Origin of the sequence: Picosynechococcus sp. PCC 73109, from assembly GCF_001521855.1 — a bacterium.
Taxonomy (GTDB): domain Bacteria; phylum Cyanobacteriota; class Cyanobacteriia; order Cyanobacteriales; family MRBY01; genus MRBY01.
Genome location: NZ_CP013998.1, coordinates 68,332 through 87,859 on the forward strand (window position 1 = coordinate 68,332; position 19,528 = coordinate 87,859).

Below are 19,528 nucleotides of genomic sequence, written 5' to 3' on the forward strand. Positions count from 1 at the left end.
GTGATTTTTAGGCCAGCAAGTCGATACAATCGGCACCATGGATAAAAAATGGTCACTAATTATCTATCTATGCTGTGCGATCACCGCCGGCTGGGGTCTATTTGAATTAGTCTCCCGTTTCCTCGTTGAACAATTTTGGTTCGCTGAGCTAGGATATCGTTCTGTCTTTTTGAAGCAGGTTTCCCTACGCATCGGCCTGTGGAGCCTTGGTTTTTGTGGCTCCTTTGTGTTCCTCTGGATAAATTACCGGGTGGTTGACCGCCAGGAATGGCAAATAATCCCGGATCAGTCGGGGGGCGATCGCCAAACCAATGTGCCCCGGCCTCCGTTGCAATGGTGGCAAAAATTTTTCCTCGAACCCATCCCCTATCACAAGAAAATTCCCGAATCACCGGCGATCAATTTTCGGGGATTACTGCTGTTAATGGCCGGGTTTAGCCTGTTGATTGTCTTGATTTTGTTCCACTACGGCTCGGTGGTCTGGGAGATGGGACAACGGGACATGAGCCTGCCGCTAATTACCCCTGCTTTACCGGATCCCCTGGCATTCAAATCATTGCGCAGTTTGTGGCAATTTACCCAACAGCAAATTTGGCGTTTGGGGTTAGCTGCGGTGGTGTTGGGAGGCATCCTTTGGCGACGGTGGTTTTCCTTGCGGGCGATCGCCGTGGTTTTAAGTCTCTGTTTCGGGACGATCCTGGCGAATAATTGGGTGCGGATATTCCAGGGTTGGTTTGGAGTGCCCTTCAGTCAAATCGATCCGATTTATAACCATGATGCTGGTTTCTATGTTTTTACCCTGCCCCTGTGGCAAATCCTCGACTTTTGGTTTGAGGGTTTATTTCTCTATGGCTTGGTAAGTGTGACCCTGTACTATCTGCTGTCTGGCGATAGTTTTTCCCAGGGACAGTTTCCGGGCTTTAGTCCAGCCCAGTTACGGCATCTCAATCTCTTGGCGGGCCTCCTCTTCCTTGCCGTGGCCGGACGCCATTGGTTAGTACGTTATGAGCTGCTCTACTCCAAGCTTGGGGTGGTTTATGGGGTGAGCTATACCAATCTCAACGTCGATCAACACGTGGAAATTCTCCTCACAGTTTTGGCCTTGGCGATCGCCGCTTGGTGTTTAGGGCAATTCTGGCGTTATCCCCACCGCCGTACCGTTTCTATCCGTCGCCAACAGCCCCAGGTCTTAAAGGGCATTATTTTGTATATCGGCGTTATGGCCATCGGTGCCATTCTCTCTGCCGGGACTCAACGTCTCATCGTGCAACCGAATGAATTAGCCCGGGAGCGTCCCTATCTGGAATACAGCATCGCCTCAACCCGCAGGGCCTTTGGGCTGGATGCCATCGAATCACGGGTGTTTAACCCAGAAGGAGAACTCACCGCCAGCGATATTGACAGCAATCCCCTAACCATCAACAACATCCGCCTATGGGACAGTCGCCCCATCCTGCAAACTAACCGCCAATTGCAGCAAATCCGGCTGTATTATCGCTTTTCGGATGCTGATATTGATCGCTATACCCTACGCCTAAACCCAGACCAAAATCCTAGCCAACAACAGGTGATCATTGCCCCCAGGGAGCTAGATTATGAAGCGGTGCCAGAACAAGCAAAGACTTGGGTGAACAAGCATCTCATTTATACCCATGGCTATGGCTTTACGGTGAGCCCAGTCAACCGGGCTGAGGAGACTGGCTTACCGCAATATTATGTACAGGATATTGGGGCCGGGGCGACGGCAGATAATGGCAATTTGACCACCTTAACCCCAGCGGTACGGGAGGCAATTCCCATTGGTCAACCGCGCATTTACTACGGTGAGCTGACCAATAACTACGTGATGACCGATACCAAGGTGCAGGAATTGGACTATCCCAGTGGGGAAGATAACCGCTACAACACCTATGACGGGACGGGGGGCATTGCCTTTGGGAATCCTTTGAAACGTTTGTTTTTCGCGCAATATCTCCGGGATTGGCGGATTTTGTTATCCAATGATCTCACCGGTGATACTCGCTTGTTGATGCGGCGCAATATTAATCAACGGGTGCGGGCGATCGCCCCATTTTTGCGGTTTGACCGTGATCCCTACCTCGTGTCAGCCGACATTGGTGAGACCAACCGCCTCGGTGAAAAAAATTACCTCTATTGGATTTTGGATGCCTACACCACCAGTGACCATTATCCCTATGCCGATCCGGGGGAACATCCCTTCAACTACATCCGCAACTCCGTTAAGGTGGTGATCAATGCCTACAATGGCACAGTGCGTTTTTATATCGCCGATGCCGCCGATCCGATGATCCAAACTTGGGCAAGGGCCTTTCCAGAATTGTTTCGTTCCTTTGCCGAATTGCCCGATGGTTTAAAAGAACACCTGCGCTATCCAACTGATTTGTTTAATGTGCAGTCCGAACGCCTCCTGAGCTATCACATGCAGGATCCCCAGGTTTTTTATAACCGCGAAGACCAGTGGGAAATTCCCCAGGAAGTTTATGGAAATGAACCCCAGGAGATCGCCCCCTACTATCTGATCATGCGGCTACCCACGGCCACTTCAGAGGAATTTATTTTGCTCCATCCCTATACCCCCACCAGTCGCCCTAACTTAATTGCTTGGTTAGCGGGTCGCGCCGATGGAGAACATTACGGCAAGCTGTTACTTTACCAATTCCCGAAACAGAAGTTGATTTATGGGCCGGATCAAATTGAAGCCCTCATTAAACAAGACCCGGTTATTTCCCAGCAAATTTCCCTCTGGAATCGAGAAGGTTCCCGGGCAGTGCAGGGCAAGTTATTGGTAATTCCCATTGAACAGTCGCTCCTCTATGTGGAACCCCTTTACCTAGAGGCCGAAGAAAATAGCGTCCCGACCTTGGCACGGGTGATCGTGGTTTATAACAACCAAATTGTGATGTCCCGCACCTTGGAAACAGCCCTCAACACGATTTTTCGTCCGGAGCAAGTAGCGCCCCAGGAGGAGACGATTTTTCGGGATCTAGAAACAGATGTGGTCGTTCCACCACCTGTCTAGGGAAATTGCCCTTCAGCGTAAATATCACAATTTATGAGCGATCGCCTTCTGCGGCGGTGACCTAAACCATCATGAAGGGATTAGTGATGGATTTGGTAATGACCCATGTTTTTTGATTGCTTTGGGAAGGTCGTTCGTTCTACGGTGCTGGTGTCTGGGGCCATGGTCAGTTTGGCGATCGCCCCCCTATCTCTCTGGGCCGAAACGGTAGAATTGCAACTGCTTCACCTCAATGATGTCTATGAAATTACGCCCCTGGGTGGTGGGGCAACGGGGGGGCTGGCACGGCTGGCGACCCTACGCAAGGAACTGCTCGCCGAAAATCCCCACACTTTCACCGTTCTAGCTGGGGATTTATTTAGTCCGTCGGCCTTGGGGACTGCGGTGGTGGATGGCGATCGCCTCGCAGGAAAACAAATTGTGGCGGTGATGAACCAAGTGGGCTTGGATCTTGCAACCTTCGGTAACCACGAATTTGACATTAGTGAATCCCAGTTCAAGCAACGCCTAGCAGAATCAGACTTCCAGTGGTTTTCGGGGAATGTCCTGACGGCGGCGGGGGAACCCTGGGATAATGTGCCTCCCTACGTGATTGAAACCATTTATGGTGAGGCGGAAACTCCGGTGCGGATTGGTTTTGTGGGGGTGGTAATTCCGAGCAATCCCGTGGATTACGTCACCTACCTCGACCCCCTAGAACAGATGGAAATCCTCGTCGCAGAATTAGAGGCGCAGACAGATATTATTGTGGCGGTCACTCACCTGGCGATGCAGGATGACCATTATCTTGCGGAAAATATCCCGGAAATTGACCTAATCCTGGGAGGTCACGACCATGAAAATATTCAACAGTGGCGTGGTGCGGATTTTACGCCGATTTTCAAGGCCGATGCCAATGCTCGCACGGTTTATCTCCACAATCTCAGCTACGACACAGAAACGGAGCAGCTTACAGTTCAATCGCACTTGCAACCGATTACTGAGGCGATCGCCGCAGATCCAGAAACAGAGCAGGAGGTTAATTATTGGCAGCAACTGGCCTTTGATGGTTTTCGGGCTGATGGTTTTGAACCAGAGCAAATCATTACCGAAAGTCCAATCGCCCTAGATGGTTTGGAAAGTTCCGTGCGCAACCAACCGACGGCGTTAACGGAAATCATTGCCCAGTCAATGTTAACGGCGACACCCGCTGCCGAATTAGCCATTTTTAATGGCGGTTCGATCCGTGTTGATGATGTGCTGCCTCCCGGCCCTTTGTCTCAGTATGATGTGATTCGGATTTTGCCCTTCGGGGGAAATTTAGCCACCGTTGAGATTAAGGGGGTAACTCTGGAACGAATTCTGAATCAGGGCTTGGCCAATCGCGGCACGGGGGGATATTTGCAAACGGCGGGGGTGACCTTTGTTCCGGAAAGTCAAACCTGGCAAATTGGCGATCGCCCTTTAGATCCCGAACGCATTTATCGGGTCGCAGCGACGGAATTTCTCATCTCCGGGCGGGAAACGGGCCTCGATTTCTTGACGCCTGAACATCCCGATGTGACTTTGCTCGAAACGGGAGAAGATGTGCGCTTTGCCTTCATTCAACAACTCCAGCAGCAATGGGCCGATTAGAACTTTCCCTTAGCCCCTCCAGCGGTGGGGAACAAGAAGTCTCCCTTCATAAGGGAGATTTAGAGGGATGTGGGGATGTGGATACCCTATTTTTCAAAGCGCACCGCATACCACTGCAAAAAACCCTCCTCGATTTCCAGTTCGCAATAATCTGCGAGGAGTTGATCAATTTGCTCAGCTTGGGAGGGGAGTTTGGCCAAATCGGCGGGCAATAGATCCGGCTGGGTACTGAGGAGCGTTTCAAAAAAGGTGCGGATCTCGTCGGGCTCCATCAATTGTTCTGGGTGGTCGTGGCGCAACACCACATAACCATCCACTTGGTACATAATCGGATCTGCCATAATATGCCTTAATGCTTTTTGGTTTAATTGTACGCCCATGGCCCCCATCAGTGAGCTCACCCAAAATCCCCTCGTTTGTCTGCCCTATGAACAGGTCTTTGCAAGCCTAGGCGATCGCTTTTCTGATGAAGTAACAGCGGCAGATTTTCCCCACCATGAGCTACGCTTCCGCAATGACGCCGTTTTAGAAAAATTGGGCCTCGAACCGAAACAAGTAGACGATCAAGATTTTCTCGAAGCGTTCGGTCAGTTCCAAGCGCCCCATCCCTTGCGGGCCATGTGTTACCACGGCTATCAATTCGGTCAGTACAATCCCCAGTTAGGGGACGGACGGGGTTTTCTCTACGGGCAGGTGCGCGCCCAGGATGGCTTACTCTATGACCTCGGCACAAAAGGCTCTGGTCAAACCCCCTATTCTCGCAATGGTGATGGGCGTTTAACCCTCAAAGGTGGTGTCCGGGAAGTTTTGGCGGCAGAAGCATTGCATCAACTGGGGGTAAATACCTCCCGCTGTCTAAGCTTGATCGAAACGGGGGAATCCCTCTGGCGGGGGGACGAGCCTTCTCCCACTCGGTCTTCAGTGATGGTCAGGTTCCAGCGATCGCATATTCGGTTTGGCACCTTTGAGCGGCTCTACTACCTACAACGGCGGGACTTATTACAGCAGCTCCTCGACCATGTGGTGGAACATTACTACGACGAATATGCTGAAGACGAGGATGCCTACGCTCTGTTTTACGCTGATTTGGTGAAGCGGGTGGCACGATTAGAGGCTCAGTGGATGGCGGCGGGCTTTTGCCACGGGGTTTTGAATACGGACAATATGGCAATTACGGGAGAAAGCTTTGATTATGGCCCCTATGCCTTTATTCCCAGCTATGACCGCAAGTTTACGGCGGCTTACTTTGACTACAGTGGTCGGTATAGCTACGGCAACCAACCAATGATCTGCCGCCTGAATTTGGAAATGTTGCAAATGCCCCTGGCGCTGGTGATGGATAAGCGGGATTTGGCGACGGGCCTCGTGAATTATGAAATCGAATATGAGCAAACCTATCGCCAGTTAATGCTCGAAAAATTGGGGCTGCGAGATTTGCCAGAAGATCTAGGGGCCGATCTGTTTGCCGCAACCCTGGCACTGTTGGAGGAAACCCAAACGGGCTACCATGACTTTTTCTATCAGTTGAGAGTTCAGTTTAATCACGCTTGGCGATCGCATTCCAGCACCATTTTGGAAAATAGTGATCTGTCTGGGCCCCTCTTTGAGCAATGGCAAGGGCTCTACCAACGGGCTTTACAGGAAATCCCTGAACCTGAGTTGGCACAAATTGGCGATCGCCTAATCTCCCAAAACCCGAAAACAGCTTTGCTGCGTCCGGTGATTGAATCTGTTTGGGAACCGATCACCACAGAAAATAACTGGCAACCCTTTTATGATCTGCTTACTACAATTCAGCAACGTCAATAAAATTCCTCAAGTAAAGCGACGTTGGAAGCGGCGATCGCGACAGGTACCTTTTTTTTGATTGCAGTTTAAACATAGCGTTTGTAGATTGCTAATGTCGTTACTGCCACCTTTGGCTAGGGGAATAATGTGGTCAATGCTGAGTTGGGTTTCGTGAAGTCGTGAACCGCAACATTGACATTGATAATTATCCCGTTGGTAAACGTATTTTCGGACAGAATCGGGAATTGGGAGACGTGGTGTTTTAGCCATTAAATTGATTCTTCCTCTGATTTTTTTGTGATTTCCTGGCGAATGTCATCCAGAGGAGATTCAGAAATAAAATTTTTGCTGTCTTCTGAAGCTTCGACAATTAAGCGAAACCGGATTTTTTTGTTTTTCCAAACTAATTCACTATGTTCTGCGATTAAGCTTTTGATTTCGTAAACAATTGAATTGTCCGTAGAATTTTTGATTTTCTGTAATTCAATAGATTCATTACTAAAAACATTATCGATCTCGTTTTCGATAGCAGATAATGATTCCGTGCAAATTTCATCAATAATATTCAAAAAAGTGCTGCTCTTCATGATGTCAGCTTCGGAGTTGATCTCAAAGACTGTGTTCTCTCCAAAGACATTTTCAATTGCATCAAAATTTTCAGACATAGTGAGTTTTACGGTTCAGATATAGATTGACGAATATCATCTAAGGGAGATTCTGCATTCCCCCTTTCCGTAGCATTGGGGATAAATTCAAGAGAAATTTTAATTTTAACTTTTCCCTTTTTCCAACCAGAGCCAGCCACATCTAATATTTCAGCTTCGTAGCCATCAGTGAACCATTGCTGATAAGGGATATAATGTTCTTTGTCCCAGTCATTTGGAGAAAACCCCAATAGTTTAGATTTGAGTGCTTTGAGAAAGTCGCCAACTTTAGCCATCGGCTGATTCATAAAAGATACTTTTACTGGTTCGAGAAAATGAATAACCGATGATTCTTGTGTGAGTAATTTTTTTTGAGTAGGTGACATAGTTTAATCTTCTGTTTTCTCTTAAATTGACTGGCGGATATCATCGAGTGGTGACTCTGGTTCTTGAACTTCAGGCTGGATCAGACAAGCTTCAACAGAGGTTTTGAATTTTATCTGCATTTTTTGCCATCCTTCAGTTTTTCCAGGTTGAAGAACATTAACTTCAAAAATCACACCCTCTTGCAATGAGTCTCTTAGATATTTGATGGATTCAGACGAAGCTTGGTTTTTTATCCTGGAGTGTCCTTGATATAAACATGCTCGAATAATCTCTAAAAGTTCGGAGCCTCTTTTGAGTTGACTCTTAGAACTACATTCAATGACGTCTTCTGGATTGACAATATCGTTAATCGGCTGAAAATTACTTTTCATTTTAGAATTCCTCAGAATTATTGATTGATTGCCGAATGTCATCTAGTGGTGAAGCTTCTGCAAAATCAGAGTTTTGAGATGAATCTTCCAATTCGATTTCCATGACGACTCGAAAACGAAGTTTTGCTTTCTGCCATCCACCACCGGAAGGGTCTAGTACCTTACACTTTATACCCTCTTCAATAAACTCTTTGATAAACTGGTCATTAGAAGTATCTTTTGAGAAGACAACACCTTTATGCTGAAAGTATAAGATCAACTTAGAAGCCAAAACTTCTCTGAGAATTTGATCGATGTATTGAGTTAACTTTTGTAGAGTATAAACATTTCCTTCGTGATTACAATCAATTACTGCGTCCGCTTGAAGAACTTTTTCTATTGGTTGAAATTTATTATTTTTCATGTCAACTATTTGCCAAAGGTTATCGAAATTTATGTTTGATATCGTTCCTCAATAATAGTGTTTTGTCTTGACTTGAAGAGAAATTATTCATTGTCTAAATTTTTATTAATGATTCCTTGAGAAATGTTCAAGTCTGATTCAAGGATGCTCGGTAATTGTCGCTCATAAACTTGCATTTCCTGAAGACATTGATTAATTATTGTCGCAGCTTGATTATAGGCCTCAATTTTATGTTTATATTCTCGTTGTAGCTGAAAATTCCGAGCGATTTTTTCACGGGCTTCCTGTTCTAGAGTTTGTTCCAAATAACGCCGAGCTACATTATATTGCTCTAAAATAAACTCTGACTGTTGTGCTGCCATTGGTAACAACTGAGTTTTTAAGGTTTGGTTGATCGTCTGTCGAAAATTTTGACGAATGGTAGCGTTAACTTTGGGTTCGAAATCTAACTTTAAAAGTTGACGAATCGCGGGTTCTGCTTCCACCATACTTTCACAATCATAGGCCTGAGAAGTCTGCTGGAGAGTTTGTCGAAATTGATAAATCGAAAAAGTTCCTTCATCATAAAATCTTGGACTTTCTCGCACATAGCGATCGCATTCTGTTCTCGCTTCACTTTGGAGTGCATAAATCAGTTGACCTTCGAGAGTTGAAATGGATTGTTCAAGACCTCCATCGTTTCCTAATAAACGATATAGTTTTCGATAATAATCAGATTGTTGAATGCGCTTCACTAAGCGTTGACAAAAATTGTGGATGAGAATGTCTGAAAATTCGATCAAAACATCTTCTAACTCATTTGCCAAATAATACAAAGCCTCTACTAAAATTGCAATTAGAGGTGCGGTTGCGTTGCGGGGATGTGAAAAAGTGGCTTGACTGTAAGCATTTTTGACAGAAAAAGTTTGCAGCAATTCATCTAAACGACTGACCATTTTTGCTTTAAGGGCCTGAAAATCCTCTTCAAAGGAAAAATCTTGGTTGATGATGATATTGTTGATTTCTTCAGTAATGTGTTTTTGAAATTGAATACCGACCTCTTGTAATTCTTGGTTGAGGCGAGTTAACTCTTGAGCTTTCATCGCTTCGATCTCGTGGGGCTGGCTTTCTAACTCTCGATATTCAGAAAGTAAATGTTTCCGTAAAGCAATACATAAAGGCTGAAGATCATCTGCTAACGCAGCAAATAATTGTGGCCGTTTTTCTTCTTTAAGGTAGCAGGTAATACCTTGGCGAAATTCTTCGATACCACTGTCTTTAACAAGTTGCTCAATTAACGGTCTTCCCCATTCACTTAAAATGCGGACGTAGTTTTCATTAGGGGTTTCATAACTGTTGACATAAACTTTAAATGGCGTCCGTGTTAATTTGCCAGAGTTGGCACAATAATTGTTAAATTCACTTACGAATTGAGGCGTTTCTTCTTCGCCACCAAGATTTTTAACACTGTCCGCAAAAATACTATCAATACCAAAGCGATCGCCGCTGGCACTATCTTTAACTTGACTACCAAAAAAACCTAACAAACCACTTGTTTTGTAAATTCTTTCATCCCTTTGAAACTGACTTTGGATCAAACTATCAAGCCGTTGCCGTAGTTGCGTATTGTACCAAGTTTGATCGATACGATTAAAAACATAAAAAACACGGTCGCGAATGCCTAAATTTGTACGCATTTTTTCCAGTAATTCTGTTTCTTCACTGGTCATATCCCCTTCCGAAGCGGGTTTGAGGACGCAGATTACCGCTGAAGTATCTGGATGAATAATTTTGTCATAGGTTAACTGGGCATCCCGTTTAACTGGAGCATCGATCCCTGGCATATCGACCAAAACATTACCATCCTCTAGCAATGGATGATGGCAATAATATTGCAATTTTTTCAAAACAGCGCTGTTACTACCCCGTCGTGCAAAATTTGCTGCTTCCGTTAGATTGGCAAAATTAAACTGCTCCATGGAATAAGTAGAATTTTGGCTAGGATGAATCCGCTCTTGATTGTGAAGATAGCCTTCGAGTAAAAGAAAAAGAGCTTTGGCTGTTTTGGCTTTGTCGGACTTGTTTTCACCCCCTTCCTCTTGCAAAATTTGTTGGCAATTATCTTGGAGGACAACAAGTTGTTGCTGGTCATCTAAAGTCTCAATTTTTAATGCGAGTCGTTGACAAAGTTGGTAGAGCTGCCCTTGAATTTCTTCGGTACTCAAAAAAGTCAGTACTACTCGCTCTTGATCTGGGGCTGCATATTCGATGTAACATTGGGTGCCTGTGGCATGGCCTTCGGCGCTGTAAAGTAGCTCCCGTTCGAGTAAGGCATTGATCAACATAGACTTACCCGCACTAAAAGCCCCAGCAAAGACAATTTCAAACTTTGGAGAGGTGGCCTTTTCGAGGGATGTGGCGATCGCCGTTGTATCCTGCTGGAAATGAAGTGTTGGTTCTTGCTGCCATAAATCGAGGAGTGCATTGACATTGGTGGTCAGGGATTGACAGGCAGGGATTAACTCGGACATTGATAACTGAGTTTGATAGGATATCTCTCAATCTATCAAAAGAATTAAAAAAAATGCCGATGCACTCGAAAATATATGACAAAATGAATTTCTGCTTGGTACCCGGAGCATAAATATCAGGCGATCGCTTCGAAAAAGATAGGAAAATTAATTTTTTTAAACCAATGCAACTATTATTTAACTGACATAAAACTGGTAATTGCTTGAGGACTTGCTGATAGTGATTTGTCGGATAATAGTATTAAAGTACGAAGTCAAACAATTGAGCACAGGAGAAATTCCGATGGAATGGACAGACGAAGCTAAAGAACTCTTTAAAAAAATTCCCTTTTTTGTGCGGCCCTTTGCTAAAAAGAAAATTGAAAAACTTGCCGAAGAAATGGGGGCAAAAATTATCGATAAGGAGATTTATATCCAGGCTAAAGCTCAATTTAATGACCCCAAAAAATCGGGGGAAGCCTAATTTTATCGCCCGTGACTGGGGAAGGTAAGAATATCGACAGCCGCCACATCACAGGCTTTGCCATCGCCCATCACTGCCCGCATTTCTTGATAATCTTGCTGGAGTTGGGCTTGGCGATCGCCATCCTGAAGTAATGCCAAAGATTCTTGGGCAATGCGGGGGGCGGTCGCTTCTGTTTGTAGTAATTCGGGAACGATGCGCCGCATCAGGGTCAAATTCACTGGACACATGAACGGAATCGAAAATTTCAGCAGATGTTTCGCAATCCAAGCGGTGACTGGATGCACTTTGTACAGCACCACCTGGGGGACGTCTAACAGGGCAATTTCGAGGTTTACGGTGCCCGATTTTGTGATCGCTAGATCCGCAGCGGCGATCGCCAAGGGAGTTTGGGCCGGATTATCAATCAAAATTGCATTTAAACCCGCCTCATTAACCGCTGTTTCTAGAATGTTGCGGTAGTGGGGCAAGGCGACAGGAATTAAAAATTTCACCTCTGGCACCTGACGCTGGAGAATTTTGGCCGCTTCCACCATCACAGGTAAGAGATATTTCAGCTCCTGGCGGCGGGAGGCTGGCAACAAGGTGATCAGGGGGCGGTCTTGGTTGAGGCCCAGTTTTTCCCGGGCGGTGGCACGGCGGGGACAGGTGGCCATTTTCGCCACGAGGGGATGGCCCACAAATTTTACGTCTATGCCGTATTCTGCAAAGTAACGGGCTTCTTCCGGGAAAATGGCAAGAATCCGGTCGGTAATGCGGGCGATCGCCTTTGTATTGTTGTCATTAAACGACCAAACCCAGGCCTGGGGCGCAATGTAGTAAATAATTGGCACCTGGGGCAACTGACGGCGAACAAAGTTACCGATGCCAATATTCGGGCCGATGTAATCGATCAGCACCACCAGATCCGGCGGATTTTCTTTGAGATAGCGTTTCGCCTGCCGTTGAATGCGGAGGGTCGGAATGATGTAGGGCAGGGATTCGATCAGACCAATGGAGCCAATTTTTGTAGTGTTACCCAGGAGGGTTGCTCCCGCTGCGGCCATGCGATCGCCACCGAGGGCCGTAATTTTTAGGTCAATATTGAGCGCCTCGGCCTGACGAAAGAGCGCTTCCACCAAGAGACTCCCCTGGAGATCGCCGGACACTTCCCCCGTACTGATGAAAATATGCATTATCGCCTAGCTCCGTTTCCCCGGAATTAAACCCCGACGGCTGGGATCGAGGGCTTTTTCGAGAAACTGTTGGAGATGTTGGAGATGTTCATGGTCGCCGATAGTCGCAAGTTGGGCGATCGCCTCGGAGGTTTTGAGATCCGAGCGGTACAGTAAACGAAATGCTTGTTTGAGTAGACCCATTTCCGCCGGGGTTAAACCACTGCGCTTGAGGCCCACCAAATTCAAAGAACGCACCTTCGACGGGTTGCCTTCGACCAGCATAAAAGGTGGCACATCCCGATCAATGCGACTCATGCCCCCCAACATTGCCATCTTGCCGATATGTACAAACTGGTGAATGCCCAACATCCCACCAATCACCGCTCGCGATTCGATTTCCACATGGCCGGCGATCGCCACATTGTTCGCGATGATGATGTTGTTTTCCAGAATGCAATTGTGGGCCACATGGACATAGGCCATCAGGAGATTATCATTCCCAATGATCGTTTTTTCTCCCGCCGCCGTCGCCCGATTCACCGTCACATATTCGCGAATCGTATTGCGATCGCCAATTTCAACTAAACTGGCTGCTCCCTGATACTTGAGATCCTGTGGTTCTAAACCAATGGCCGCCCCTGGGTAAATCCGATTCCCCTGACCAATGCGCGTATAACCATCCAAAATTGCATGGGCACCAATAACCGTACCTTCCCCAACCGTGACATATTCACCAATCACTGCATAGGGGCCAACCTGAACCGTTGGATGAATTTGAGCGTTGGGGTGAACCACCGCCGTCGGATGAATCAGAGTACTCAAAAGAATTCTCCAGTTTGCTCCATAGTAATGTAGTGGGCCTCAGGGCCAATTATTCAAAATCCAGACGGGAAAAGAGCATCTCCCCTTCCACCGCCACTTGACCATCAACGGTGCCAAAGCCCTTCATTTTTGCGATGCGCTTGGCCTTTACCGTGATTACTTCCACCGTCATAATCAGCTGATCGCCAGGGACTACCGGTCGCCGAAACCGGACTTTATCAATACCAGCAAACGCAAAAAAGCTATCTTCCATCCCCGGCATTTGGGTCAAAATAAACCCGCCGACCTGAGCCATCGCTTCCACCATTAGCACTCCCGGCATGATCGGGTGATTTGGGATGTGACCTTGGAAATGGGGTTCATTAAAGGTGATATTTTTCAGGCCCACAGCCTTTTCACCAGGAATATATTCGAGGATGCGGTCTACCAGCGCAAAAGGATAGCGGTGGGGTAATAATTTTTGAATTTCTTCAACGGGGATTGGCTGGGCCAAAGTTCCGGGATGTTCTGTGGTCATAGACGGTGATCAATGTAATAACAGTCTGCGCGGCTAGTTTAGATTACCTTGTAAAGGAGTTATAAGCCAGCATTAAAACCCAGCAAAATGATTAGGTCAATCTTGCTGGGTTATTTTTCCTATTTAAGGGCGTTTTCTGCGGCTTTCCATGACGATAAGAGCCTAGCCCGGATGGATTCACAGTGAGAGCATTCCCCATCGGTTAGAGGCCCGCCACATAGGGAGCAGTTCCCTAATTCATTGGCGTGGTAATGAACTAAATCCACATACTCACCGCGCTGGACATAGCCGACTAGAGCTTTGAATAGTAATCGTGTGGCATGGGCGGCGGTTTTGGTTCTGAGAAGTCGGATCGGGATACCTTGTCGCTTGGGGGCATTCATCCAAAGATAGATCAGTTGAGCTACTGCGTTAGAGTCTCGCTGTTTGGCAATGGAAACGCGGGTAAAAACCCATAGCCAAAGCATTGATCGAGATATATCAGACCCCCCTACGATTTGACGGTTATCTTTTTTCCCAGAAGCCTCACGACTAGGGGCAACGCCTAAACACTTCTCAAAGCGGCGGCGTGATATCTCGCGTTTCGTCTGTTTTTTGGAGTAGCGACCCCGTTTATAAATCACAATGCGATCGCCATTTTCATCCAAAAACCCTGTGATGGGGAAAATCTGGGTAAGGATAACGGATTGCAGGCGATCGCCCATACCGAAAACATCAAAGACCACCAAGTAAGGCTTAAACCGTTCATCCTGTTTAAACTTCTCGGTTTCAATTTCTATCTGAATTTCTTCTTCAATAATCCTGACTAAGCGGCGGGCGTGGCTTCTGGCATCGTCGGTTAAGCCTAGGCCGCAAGTTTTGGCATATTTGCGATCAAAGGCAGATGATTTGTATTCCCCGGCAATCCATCTGATCCAGCGTGGGACAGACTTGCTACGGCGGGCTAACAGGTCTTTGTTGGCTATCTCTGGGAATTGCCATTCCAGATCCTGTTTTAAGCGGTTGATGATGGGGGATTGTACGCGGTTAAGGTGAGCCAGTCTTAAAACTTTCTCCCTGAGTTTGACGATAGTTTGATCTCTCATCTGTAGGAACCATTGGGGGTCATGTAAATGTGTCCATCCGTAATGGGCTAGGGCAAAACTGTCGAATTCGTCATCTTTATCGGGAAAGCGCAAGAACTCACGATGTTTTTTAAGGCTATGGTGAGCAACTAGCCTCACTTCAACGCCATTGCGGGCTAAGTGAGTGCCCCAAAGCTTACTGTAATTTGTTCCGGTAGGCTCTAAAACAGCGATGTCTGCTCCATAGGCCAATATCTCTTTAATGCCTTTTGGATCGGCGGTAAATTGGCGGTACTGTGCCCCATCTAGGGCATATTGCCGTGGGTTCTCTGGAAAGTGATCCAACAGGCAACAAGTGGCTAAACCACGTCCGATATCAATTCCTAAAATTTTCATGGTGCTTTAAAAAGGTGAACTTCCAAAAAATCCATAGAAAAGCCGACGTATCACCCGATAGCCCGAACAATGTGAGCCATATACCTTGTCACAGCAGTAAACGGCTCAAAGGCCGTCCATGGATTAAACCCTTATTGAGATGGGATGAGCCGACGTAATCTAGAAAGCCCTTAAGAGCCTGTTACTACAACACAGCCCGAAACCTCATCAAAGATAAGGGGTGAAAAGCTTTGGACACTTCCCACGACCGGGATAAGTTACCCGGTTTCGATTGGTAGTGAGTCAATCTCATCAGGTGGGGGTTGAACTGCGTTTCTTGATGTGGGGGCGATCGCCTTTTGTGTGGCGGGCCATCTCAAGCCGCTTGAATTCAGCAAAAATCATCTTTGCCCACAGGTTCGGGATTTCCTTGGAATGCCCGCTGGATAGGAAAATCACGTATTGTCCGCTGGCTTTACTACGGGTGATTTCTTCTATCAGGGCAAGGTTTAACCAACGAGCTGGAATGCGATCGCGTTCGATGGCGGGCAAGAATAGCGGATAGACCGAGGGGATTTTAGTGAACATGGTGGTTTTCCCGTGGTTCCACTGTGGGATAGGAATAGTCAATCTGAGCGCCATCATCCATCAAGCAGGCGATCGCCGCTTCTTTAGCCTGTTGATAGGCCAATACTGGATCATCCGGCGGTAACTCGAAAACCATCTCGAATTGGATAGGCAGATCCATCTCATGCAGGACAGAATTAAATCTGATGGTGGCTTTGGTGAGCAAGGCAGGGCTATGGTTCATGGCTTGTTAATTTATGGGCGGTGACATTGGCGGCGGCGGTGGCGATCGCCTCAAAGAAATATTTAACGCTACGGTTACGTTCGGCAATGGCCGTTACCACCAAATAGCAAAGGTCTTCATGTTGGTATTGGTCGAGGTTCAGCATCTTCATTCCAGTGGCGATCGCCTTTACGATTTCTGGTTTCAGCATTCTCAGAATCACTCTTCTTGAGTTGTACTGTCTCAACGTCAATTTTGTCGGCATGGTTCGGGAAAATGTTAGGGAGCAAGTTAGGGAGCATTCCAGTAAAAGCCTGTCCCCCAAAGCCTTTAGAGCGTTTTTTAGGTTGTGGGGCGGGTTCTTCTAGGGGTTCTGTTGGTTCGTCACCTAAGTCCTTTTGAAGCAAAATTTCAAGATATTTCTTGGGCTTCATGCCGTATCTAGCTGCTTTCTCGGTGAGTAGATCCCATTGTTCCCTAGGGAGTTCGATGCGTTTAGAGGGTGCTTTTCCCTGGTAATCGGGGTCAACATCGCTTAATCGACAGGCGATCGCCTCTATGTTTTTCGCAGTGCGATCTTTCTCTGGGATGAACCGACATACTCGACTCCAAACGTTTTCTAAATCAAAGTCGATCAGCTTTACCAGGGGGCGGCATTGAGATTCAGTTGCGGGGAGTTCAGTAAAGCCCATGCCAATGAGCCGGATCGCAACGCCAGCGGCATCAATAATCCGATTCACTTGCCAGATCGAACGGCCTAGCCATTTTTCACAGAAGGCCGTGAATGATTGGCTAATTTTTGCGTACACTCGTTTGGTTCGGATCTGATGGGCGATAATGCCAGCTTTGATATAGCCGTAGGACTGCTTACGGAATTCAGTTACAAAATCCATGGCGGAATAGTCCCCATTGAGATCCTGCCAATCATCAGACTCTTCTTTGAGCCATTGGCATTCGTCCCAAAAGTCCCTTAGCCATTGGGGAGCGTATTCGAGATCCGCTCCTTGTATCAGGTCAACAAAAGTCATAGTTATTCAGTGATAGATACTTGAGACAGTCCCCTATTCCTTTCGCACGGTGAGGGGGAATGTCCTTTATTCTTTAGTCTGTTATAGCGGACTCTTTCTTGAGAGTCAATCTGCTATAGCAGAATATTGATAAAATATTATGAGCAACAAAGATTCACGAGGGGACAAGGCCTTGAGTGATGAAATTAGAAAAGCTGGGTACACGATAGCGGAATTCTGCAAAGAGACTGGAATCTCTAAAGCTGCTCTGTATGAATATATGGCAGGAGCCAAAGAGCCAACCGCGTCGAAACTACTGATCATGTCTAAAACCCTCAAGATTCCGTTAAAAGGAATTTTCGAGATGTTGGGATTTGAGATAGCAGGAGTCCCTGACGATCAATAAAAAATAGCCACCTCATGACCTGGGGTGGCTTTGTGATCGCAACGGTTAGTTTGTATATCCCTTCTCTTAATAACTTAGCCAATTGGCACAGTGAGGATCCAATTTATGACCCAAATTTATGAAACGTTTCTATGGTGGCTTACCCTGTGGCTATCGGATGGTAGCGATATCGCTTGGTTCCTTGATGAGGCCAGCTACGAAAATCGATCATGGAATTTCTGGGAGGCGATCGCCCCTGATATTCAGTCCCCATCACCCTGGGACATAGGAAAAACAATCAGGATAGGTTGCTTTTTAGGAGAACTTCCTGAAGAAGCCCGCCTTAACCCGGTTCGGGCATTTATCAGCGGCCTATGGTTTTAAGTTATGGAGCGGAAATTATGACAGAGCCATTATTCGAGATGCTGGGCTATGAACTCCCAATCATTGCTAGGGAGGATGGGCATGATGGCAGGGAGATTGATGATCCGGCTTATATGTTTCCCGGTAACCGCCCCAAGCCAAAAGGTGATCGCCGCCAAAAAATCAAAGGCAGATACATTGAGGAAAAGAAAATCAACGGCCGCCTGTATCTGTATGAGCGATGGAGAGAAAATGGCCGCCTAAAATCAAAATATTTAGGGAGCAAAGATAAAATACTTAGCCGCTAGAATCAAGTTAAAACAATAGTTTAGGGGGGATGCTCCCTAATTTTTTTTTGCACAGTATGAAAAATCACGATCCTGATAAGTTCTCCCAATATATTTACAAGCTTAAAAAAATCACTGAAGAGCAAGAAAAGGTTATTCAAAAACAACAAGAAACTATAGAGCAATTGATGACGGCTTTCCTTGAGCACAATAAAGACATTGAAAATTTAAACGCAGTAGGCGGGACTTATTTCCTATGGTTAGTAGGCTTAACCATTGGGGCGTGTTTACTTTGGGCAAATATGCCATCGTCCCAACCCGTCATCGTCCCGTACCCGCCAACTGAGTTAAATCAATGAAGCCAAGGCCCGCCGTCGCGCTTGCGGGTCACTCTCAATGTATTTATCCAGCATTTCATAGCTACCATGCCCGGTCAGTTCCTTGATCACCCGCCGATCCACCCCATTGCGGGAAAGGTCAGTGATGAACGATCGCCGGGTGCTATGGGTGCTGATTTTCTTGTGACTCAGGCCCGCCAATGTCACCGCCCGCCGCAAGAACTTATCGCAACTTCTCAAGGTGATATGGTTCAGCGTGTCAGCCCGTGAGGGGAACAACCATCCCAGCGTAGGGGGAAGGTAAGCCGATAAGGTTCGATGTAATTCCGGGTGAATCTCAATCTCACGGGCGATCGCCTCTTTCCCGCCGCCCCGTTTCCGGGTTTCCTTTCTAAAAACAATGGTTTCCCGTAAATATCGCCTTACCGGGTCACTCCAGATATCCGTCACCTTCAGTTGGGCGATCGCCCCCCATCTCTCTCCGGTGTACCTGGCAATGTCCCACATGAGCCGATGGCTATCCAAGGTGAGGAAGGATCTAATTTTCGCCGCTTCTTTTCTGCTGATATAAGCCGCTTTTCCTTGGGTAGACTTTTCCATTTTTCTAGGTTCTCATTAAAGGATGAAATGGGGGATTAACCGGAACTTTCTCTCATAAAAACAATAGGTAATCGAGCCACAATTAAAGGATAACAAGCATTGCAACGATTTTACTTACGTTCTGGAAATAGGTATTAGTAGAACTTTCAAAGCCAATTTATAACCGCTAAATTGGTGCTTAATAAAGTCCTACCCCATCCCACAAAAAAATACAATGGCTACTTTCAATCTCGTTTCTATTCCCGCCGCCACTTTCGATGATGTTTCCCGGCAACTGACCATCGATTGCACCAATGCCGCCTATACCGACAAAATCCCAGCGGTTCCCACCAATGAAGAACAGATCGAAGTCGGGTTTATTCTTGCCCTCGAAGCCGCCGCCGCCGGAAAACGGACGGATCTCGATGCTCCGGTGAGTAATGCCGATGCCCTCGACATTGACAGCCCGAATTACCAGTTTGTCAGCCGGGAAAATGCAGACGCCACGGTAACGGAAACTCAACTCGAATACATCCCCAATTTGCGCCTGTGGATGAAGGCTGATGTAGTGAACGCCACCAACGCCGTAAACGATAACGACTAAGCCTCACCAAAAGGCGATCG

General features: G+C 46.8%; 25 protein-coding genes. 9 read left to right on the forward strand and 16 right to left on the reverse strand.

From position 1 onward, the window contains the following. Positions 1–37 precede the first annotated feature (37 nt). Positions 38–3,040 carry a UPF0182 family protein gene (locus AWQ23_RS00325; RefSeq protein ID WP_062431597.1) on the forward strand — a complete coding sequence of 1,001 codons (3,003 nt, stop codon included), beginning with the start codon at positions 38–40 and terminating at the stop codon, positions 3,038–3,040. A 105-nt stretch (positions 3,041–3,145) separates the two neighbouring features. Further along, on the forward strand, positions 3,146–4,654 hold the full coding sequence (locus AWQ23_RS00330) for a bifunctional UDP-sugar hydrolase/5'-nucleotidase (RefSeq protein ID WP_062431599.1): 1,509 nt from the start codon (positions 3,146–3,148) through the stop codon (positions 4,652–4,654). Positions 4,655–4,740: 86 nt separating this feature from the next. Here AWQ23_RS00330 and AWQ23_RS00335 read toward each other — a convergent pair whose 3' ends face one another. After that, complete coding sequence (locus AWQ23_RS00335; protein ID WP_062436418.1) at positions 4,741–4,995, reverse strand: chlororespiratory reduction protein 7; 255 nt, start codon at positions 4,993–4,995, stop codon at positions 4,741–4,743. A gap of 37 nt (positions 4,996–5,032) precedes the next feature. Here AWQ23_RS00335 and AWQ23_RS00340 point away from each other — a divergent pair, with 37 nt between their 5' ends. Then, the gene (locus tag AWQ23_RS00340; RefSeq protein WP_083500667.1) at positions 5,033–6,463 is read left to right on the forward strand and encodes a YdiU family protein; all 1,431 of its coding nucleotides are present in this window, start codon (positions 5,033–5,035) and stop codon (positions 6,461–6,463) included. A gap of 6 nt (positions 6,464–6,469) precedes the next feature. Here the strand turns inward: AWQ23_RS00340 and AWQ23_RS00345 are convergent, their stop codons facing one another. From AWQ23_RS00345 to AWQ23_RS00370, 6 genes are all read right to left on the reverse strand, one after another. Then, positions 6,470–6,712, reverse strand: a complete 243-nt coding sequence (locus tag AWQ23_RS00345) for an HNH endonuclease (protein ID WP_062431601.1) — start codon at positions 6,710–6,712, stop codon at positions 6,470–6,472. After that, on the reverse strand, positions 6,712–7,107 hold the full coding sequence (locus AWQ23_RS00350; RefSeq protein ID WP_062431603.1) for a KGK domain-containing protein: 396 nt from the start codon (positions 7,105–7,107) through the stop codon (positions 6,712–6,714). The genes AWQ23_RS00345 and AWQ23_RS00350 overlap by 1 nt, the downstream gene beginning before the upstream one ends. 8 nt (positions 7,108–7,115) lie before the next feature. Next, positions 7,116–7,472 carry a KGK domain-containing protein gene (locus AWQ23_RS00355; RefSeq protein ID WP_062431605.1) on the reverse strand — a complete coding sequence of 119 codons (357 nt, stop codon included), beginning with the start codon at positions 7,470–7,472 and terminating at the stop codon, positions 7,116–7,118. 21 nt (positions 7,473–7,493) lie between these two features. Beyond that, entirely contained in the window at positions 7,494–7,844 is a 351-nt protein-coding gene (locus tag AWQ23_RS00360; RefSeq protein WP_062431607.1) for a KGK domain-containing protein, read from the reverse strand. Position 7,845: 1 nt separating this feature from the next. Next, positions 7,846–8,247 carry a KGK domain-containing protein gene (locus AWQ23_RS00365; protein ID WP_062431609.1) on the reverse strand — a complete coding sequence of 134 codons (402 nt, stop codon included), beginning with the start codon at positions 8,245–8,247 and terminating at the stop codon, positions 7,846–7,848. A gap of 83 nt (positions 8,248–8,330) precedes the next feature. Continuing rightward, the gene (locus AWQ23_RS00370) at positions 8,331–10,757 is read right to left on the reverse strand and encodes a dynamin-like GTPase family protein (RefSeq protein WP_062431611.1); all 2,427 of its coding nucleotides are present in this window, start codon (positions 10,755–10,757) and stop codon (positions 8,331–8,333) included. 283 nt (positions 10,758–11,040) lie between these two features. Between AWQ23_RS00370 and AWQ23_RS00375 the strand changes: the two genes are divergently transcribed. Beyond that, on the forward strand, positions 11,041–11,220 hold the full coding sequence (locus tag AWQ23_RS00375) for a PCP reductase family protein (RefSeq protein WP_062431613.1): 180 nt from the start codon (positions 11,041–11,043) through the stop codon (positions 11,218–11,220). 2 nt (positions 11,221–11,222) lie between these two features. On the opposite strand, the gene lpxB is transcribed toward AWQ23_RS00375, so the two are convergent. From lpxB to AWQ23_RS00410, 8 genes are all read right to left on the reverse strand, one after another. After that, positions 11,223–12,395: a lipid-A-disaccharide synthase gene (gene lpxB / locus AWQ23_RS00380; protein WP_062431615.1), complete on the reverse strand. Its 1,173-nt coding sequence runs from the start codon at positions 12,393–12,395 to the stop codon at positions 11,223–11,225. A gap of 6 nt (positions 12,396–12,401) precedes the next feature. After that, positions 12,402–13,205 carry an acyl-ACP--UDP-N-acetylglucosamine O-acyltransferase gene (lpxA, locus tag AWQ23_RS00385; RefSeq protein ID WP_315862069.1) on the reverse strand — a complete coding sequence of 268 codons (804 nt, stop codon included), beginning with the start codon at positions 13,203–13,205 and terminating at the stop codon, positions 12,402–12,404. Between the two features lie 43 nt (positions 13,206–13,248). After that, a complete protein-coding gene (gene fabZ, locus AWQ23_RS00390) occupies positions 13,249–13,716 on the reverse strand; it encodes a 3-hydroxyacyl-ACP dehydratase FabZ (RefSeq protein WP_062431617.1) in 468 nt (155 codons plus the stop codon). Between the two features lie 119 nt (positions 13,717–13,835). Then, positions 13,836–15,176, reverse strand: coding sequence for a transposase (locus tag AWQ23_RS00395; RefSeq protein ID WP_062431619.1), 1,341 nt, complete (start codon positions 15,174–15,176; stop codon positions 13,836–13,838). Positions 15,177–15,467: 291 nt separating this feature from the next. Beyond that, positions 15,468–15,743, reverse strand: coding sequence for a hypothetical protein (locus tag AWQ23_RS00400; RefSeq protein WP_062431621.1), 276 nt, complete (start codon positions 15,741–15,743; stop codon positions 15,468–15,470). Further along, on the reverse strand, positions 15,733–15,966 hold the full coding sequence (locus tag AWQ23_RS00405) for a hypothetical protein (RefSeq protein ID WP_062431623.1): 234 nt from the start codon (positions 15,964–15,966) through the stop codon (positions 15,733–15,735). Before AWQ23_RS00405 ends, AWQ23_RS00400 begins: the two co-directional genes overlap by 11 nt. Continuing rightward, positions 15,956–16,111 carry a hypothetical protein gene (locus AWQ23_RS15930; RefSeq protein WP_198158671.1) on the reverse strand — a complete coding sequence of 52 codons (156 nt, stop codon included), beginning with the start codon at positions 16,109–16,111 and terminating at the stop codon, positions 15,956–15,958. Before AWQ23_RS15930 ends, AWQ23_RS00405 begins: the two co-directional genes overlap by 11 nt. After that, a complete protein-coding gene (locus AWQ23_RS00410; protein WP_062431625.1) occupies positions 16,083–16,973 on the reverse strand; it encodes a hypothetical protein in 891 nt (296 codons plus the stop codon). The genes AWQ23_RS15930 and AWQ23_RS00410 overlap by 29 nt, the downstream gene beginning before the upstream one ends. 139 nt (positions 16,974–17,112) lie before the next feature. On the opposite strand from AWQ23_RS00410, the gene AWQ23_RS00415 reads away from it, so the two are divergent. From AWQ23_RS00415 to AWQ23_RS00430, 4 genes are all read left to right on the forward strand, one after another. Then, complete coding sequence (locus tag AWQ23_RS00415) at positions 17,113–17,358, forward strand: helix-turn-helix transcriptional regulator (RefSeq protein ID WP_062431627.1); 246 nt, start codon at positions 17,113–17,115, stop codon at positions 17,356–17,358. A 105-nt stretch (positions 17,359–17,463) separates the two neighbouring features. Further along, positions 17,464–17,721, forward strand: a complete 258-nt coding sequence (locus AWQ23_RS00420) for a hypothetical protein (protein WP_062431629.1) — start codon at positions 17,464–17,466, stop codon at positions 17,719–17,721. Further along, a complete protein-coding gene (locus AWQ23_RS00425; RefSeq protein ID WP_062431631.1) occupies positions 17,712–18,008 on the forward strand; it encodes a hypothetical protein in 297 nt (98 codons plus the stop codon). The genes AWQ23_RS00420 and AWQ23_RS00425 overlap by 10 nt, the downstream gene beginning before the upstream one ends. Before the next feature lie 56 nt (positions 18,009–18,064). Beyond that, the gene (locus AWQ23_RS00430; protein WP_062431633.1) at positions 18,065–18,346 is read left to right on the forward strand and encodes a hypothetical protein; all 282 of its coding nucleotides are present in this window, start codon (positions 18,065–18,067) and stop codon (positions 18,344–18,346) included. Here AWQ23_RS00430 and AWQ23_RS00435 read toward each other — a convergent pair. Beyond that, entirely contained in the window at positions 18,335–18,925 is a 591-nt protein-coding gene (locus AWQ23_RS00435; protein WP_062431635.1) for a site-specific integrase, read from the reverse strand. The two genes, AWQ23_RS00430 and AWQ23_RS00435, sit on opposite strands and share 12 nt — an antisense overlap. Before the next feature lie 214 nt (positions 18,926–19,139). Between AWQ23_RS00435 and AWQ23_RS00440 the strand changes: the two genes are divergently transcribed. Next, complete coding sequence (locus AWQ23_RS00440; protein WP_062431638.1) at positions 19,140–19,508, forward strand: hypothetical protein; 369 nt, start codon at positions 19,140–19,142, stop codon at positions 19,506–19,508. Positions 19,509–19,528: the final 20 nt, after the last annotated feature.

Coding starts and splice junctions, on each gene's coding strand:
- AWQ23_RS00340 (WP_083500667.1), top strand. CDS start 5,033: ATGGCCCCCATCAGTGAGCTCACCCAAAATCCCCTCGTTTGTCTGCCC.
- AWQ23_RS00375 (WP_062431613.1), top strand. CDS start 11,041: ATGGAATGGACAGACGAAGCTAAAGAACTCTTTAAAAAAATTCCCTTT.
- AWQ23_RS00410 (WP_062431625.1), bottom strand. CDS start 16,973: ATGACTTTTGTTGACCTGATACAAGGAGCGGATCTCGAATACGCTCCC.
- AWQ23_RS00330 (WP_062431599.1), top strand. CDS start 3,146: ATGTTTTTTGATTGCTTTGGGAAGGTCGTTCGTTCTACGGTGCTGGTG.
- AWQ23_RS00325 (WP_062431597.1), top strand. CDS start 38: ATGGATAAAAAATGGTCACTAATTATCTATCTATGCTGTGCGATCACC.
- AWQ23_RS00420 (WP_062431629.1), top strand. CDS start 17,464: ATGACCCAAATTTATGAAACGTTTCTATGGTGGCTTACCCTGTGGCTA.
- AWQ23_RS00335 (WP_062436418.1), bottom strand. CDS start 4,995: ATGGCAGATCCGATTATGTACCAAGTGGATGGTTATGTGGTGTTGCGC.
- AWQ23_RS00435 (WP_062431635.1), bottom strand. CDS start 18,925: ATGGAAAAGTCTACCCAAGGAAAAGCGGCTTATATCAGCAGAAAAGAA.
- AWQ23_RS15930 (WP_198158671.1), bottom strand. CDS start 16,111: ATGCTGAACCTCGACCAATACCAACATGAAGACCTTTGCTATTTGGTG.
- AWQ23_RS00425 (WP_062431631.1), top strand. CDS start 17,712: ATGGTTTTAAGTTATGGAGCGGAAATTATGACAGAGCCATTATTCGAG.
- AWQ23_RS00370 (WP_062431611.1), bottom strand. CDS start 10,757: ATGTCCGAGTTAATCCCTGCCTGTCAATCCCTGACCACCAATGTCAAT.
- AWQ23_RS00415 (WP_062431627.1), top strand. CDS start 17,113: ATGAGCAACAAAGATTCACGAGGGGACAAGGCCTTGAGTGATGAAATT.
- fabZ (WP_062431617.1), bottom strand. CDS start 13,716: ATGACCACAGAACATCCCGGAACTTTGGCCCAGCCAATCCCCGTTGAA.
- AWQ23_RS00440 (WP_062431638.1), top strand. CDS start 19,140: ATGGCTACTTTCAATCTCGTTTCTATTCCCGCCGCCACTTTCGATGAT.
- AWQ23_RS00395 (WP_062431619.1), bottom strand. CDS start 15,176: ATGAAAATTTTAGGAATTGATATCGGACGTGGTTTAGCCACTTGTTGC.
- AWQ23_RS00345 (WP_062431601.1), bottom strand. CDS start 6,712: ATGGCTAAAACACCACGTCTCCCAATTCCCGATTCTGTCCGAAAATAC.
- AWQ23_RS00365 (WP_062431609.1), bottom strand. CDS start 8,247: ATGAAAAATAATAAATTTCAACCAATAGAAAAAGTTCTTCAAGCGGAC.
- lpxB (WP_062431615.1), bottom strand. CDS start 12,395: ATGCATATTTTCATCAGTACGGGGGAAGTGTCCGGCGATCTCCAGGGG.
- AWQ23_RS00350 (WP_062431603.1), bottom strand. CDS start 7,107: ATGTCTGAAAATTTTGATGCAATTGAAAATGTCTTTGGAGAGAACACA.
- AWQ23_RS00355 (WP_062431605.1), bottom strand. CDS start 7,472: ATGTCACCTACTCAAAAAAAATTACTCACACAAGAATCATCGGTTATT.
- AWQ23_RS00400 (WP_062431621.1), bottom strand. CDS start 15,743: ATGTTCACTAAAATCCCCTCGGTCTATCCGCTATTCTTGCCCGCCATC.
- AWQ23_RS00405 (WP_062431623.1), bottom strand. CDS start 15,966: ATGAACCATAGCCCTGCCTTGCTCACCAAAGCCACCATCAGATTTAAT.
- AWQ23_RS00360 (WP_062431607.1), bottom strand. CDS start 7,844: ATGAAAAGTAATTTTCAGCCGATTAACGATATTGTCAATCCAGAAGAC.
- AWQ23_RS00430 (WP_062431633.1), top strand. CDS start 18,065: ATGAAAAATCACGATCCTGATAAGTTCTCCCAATATATTTACAAGCTT.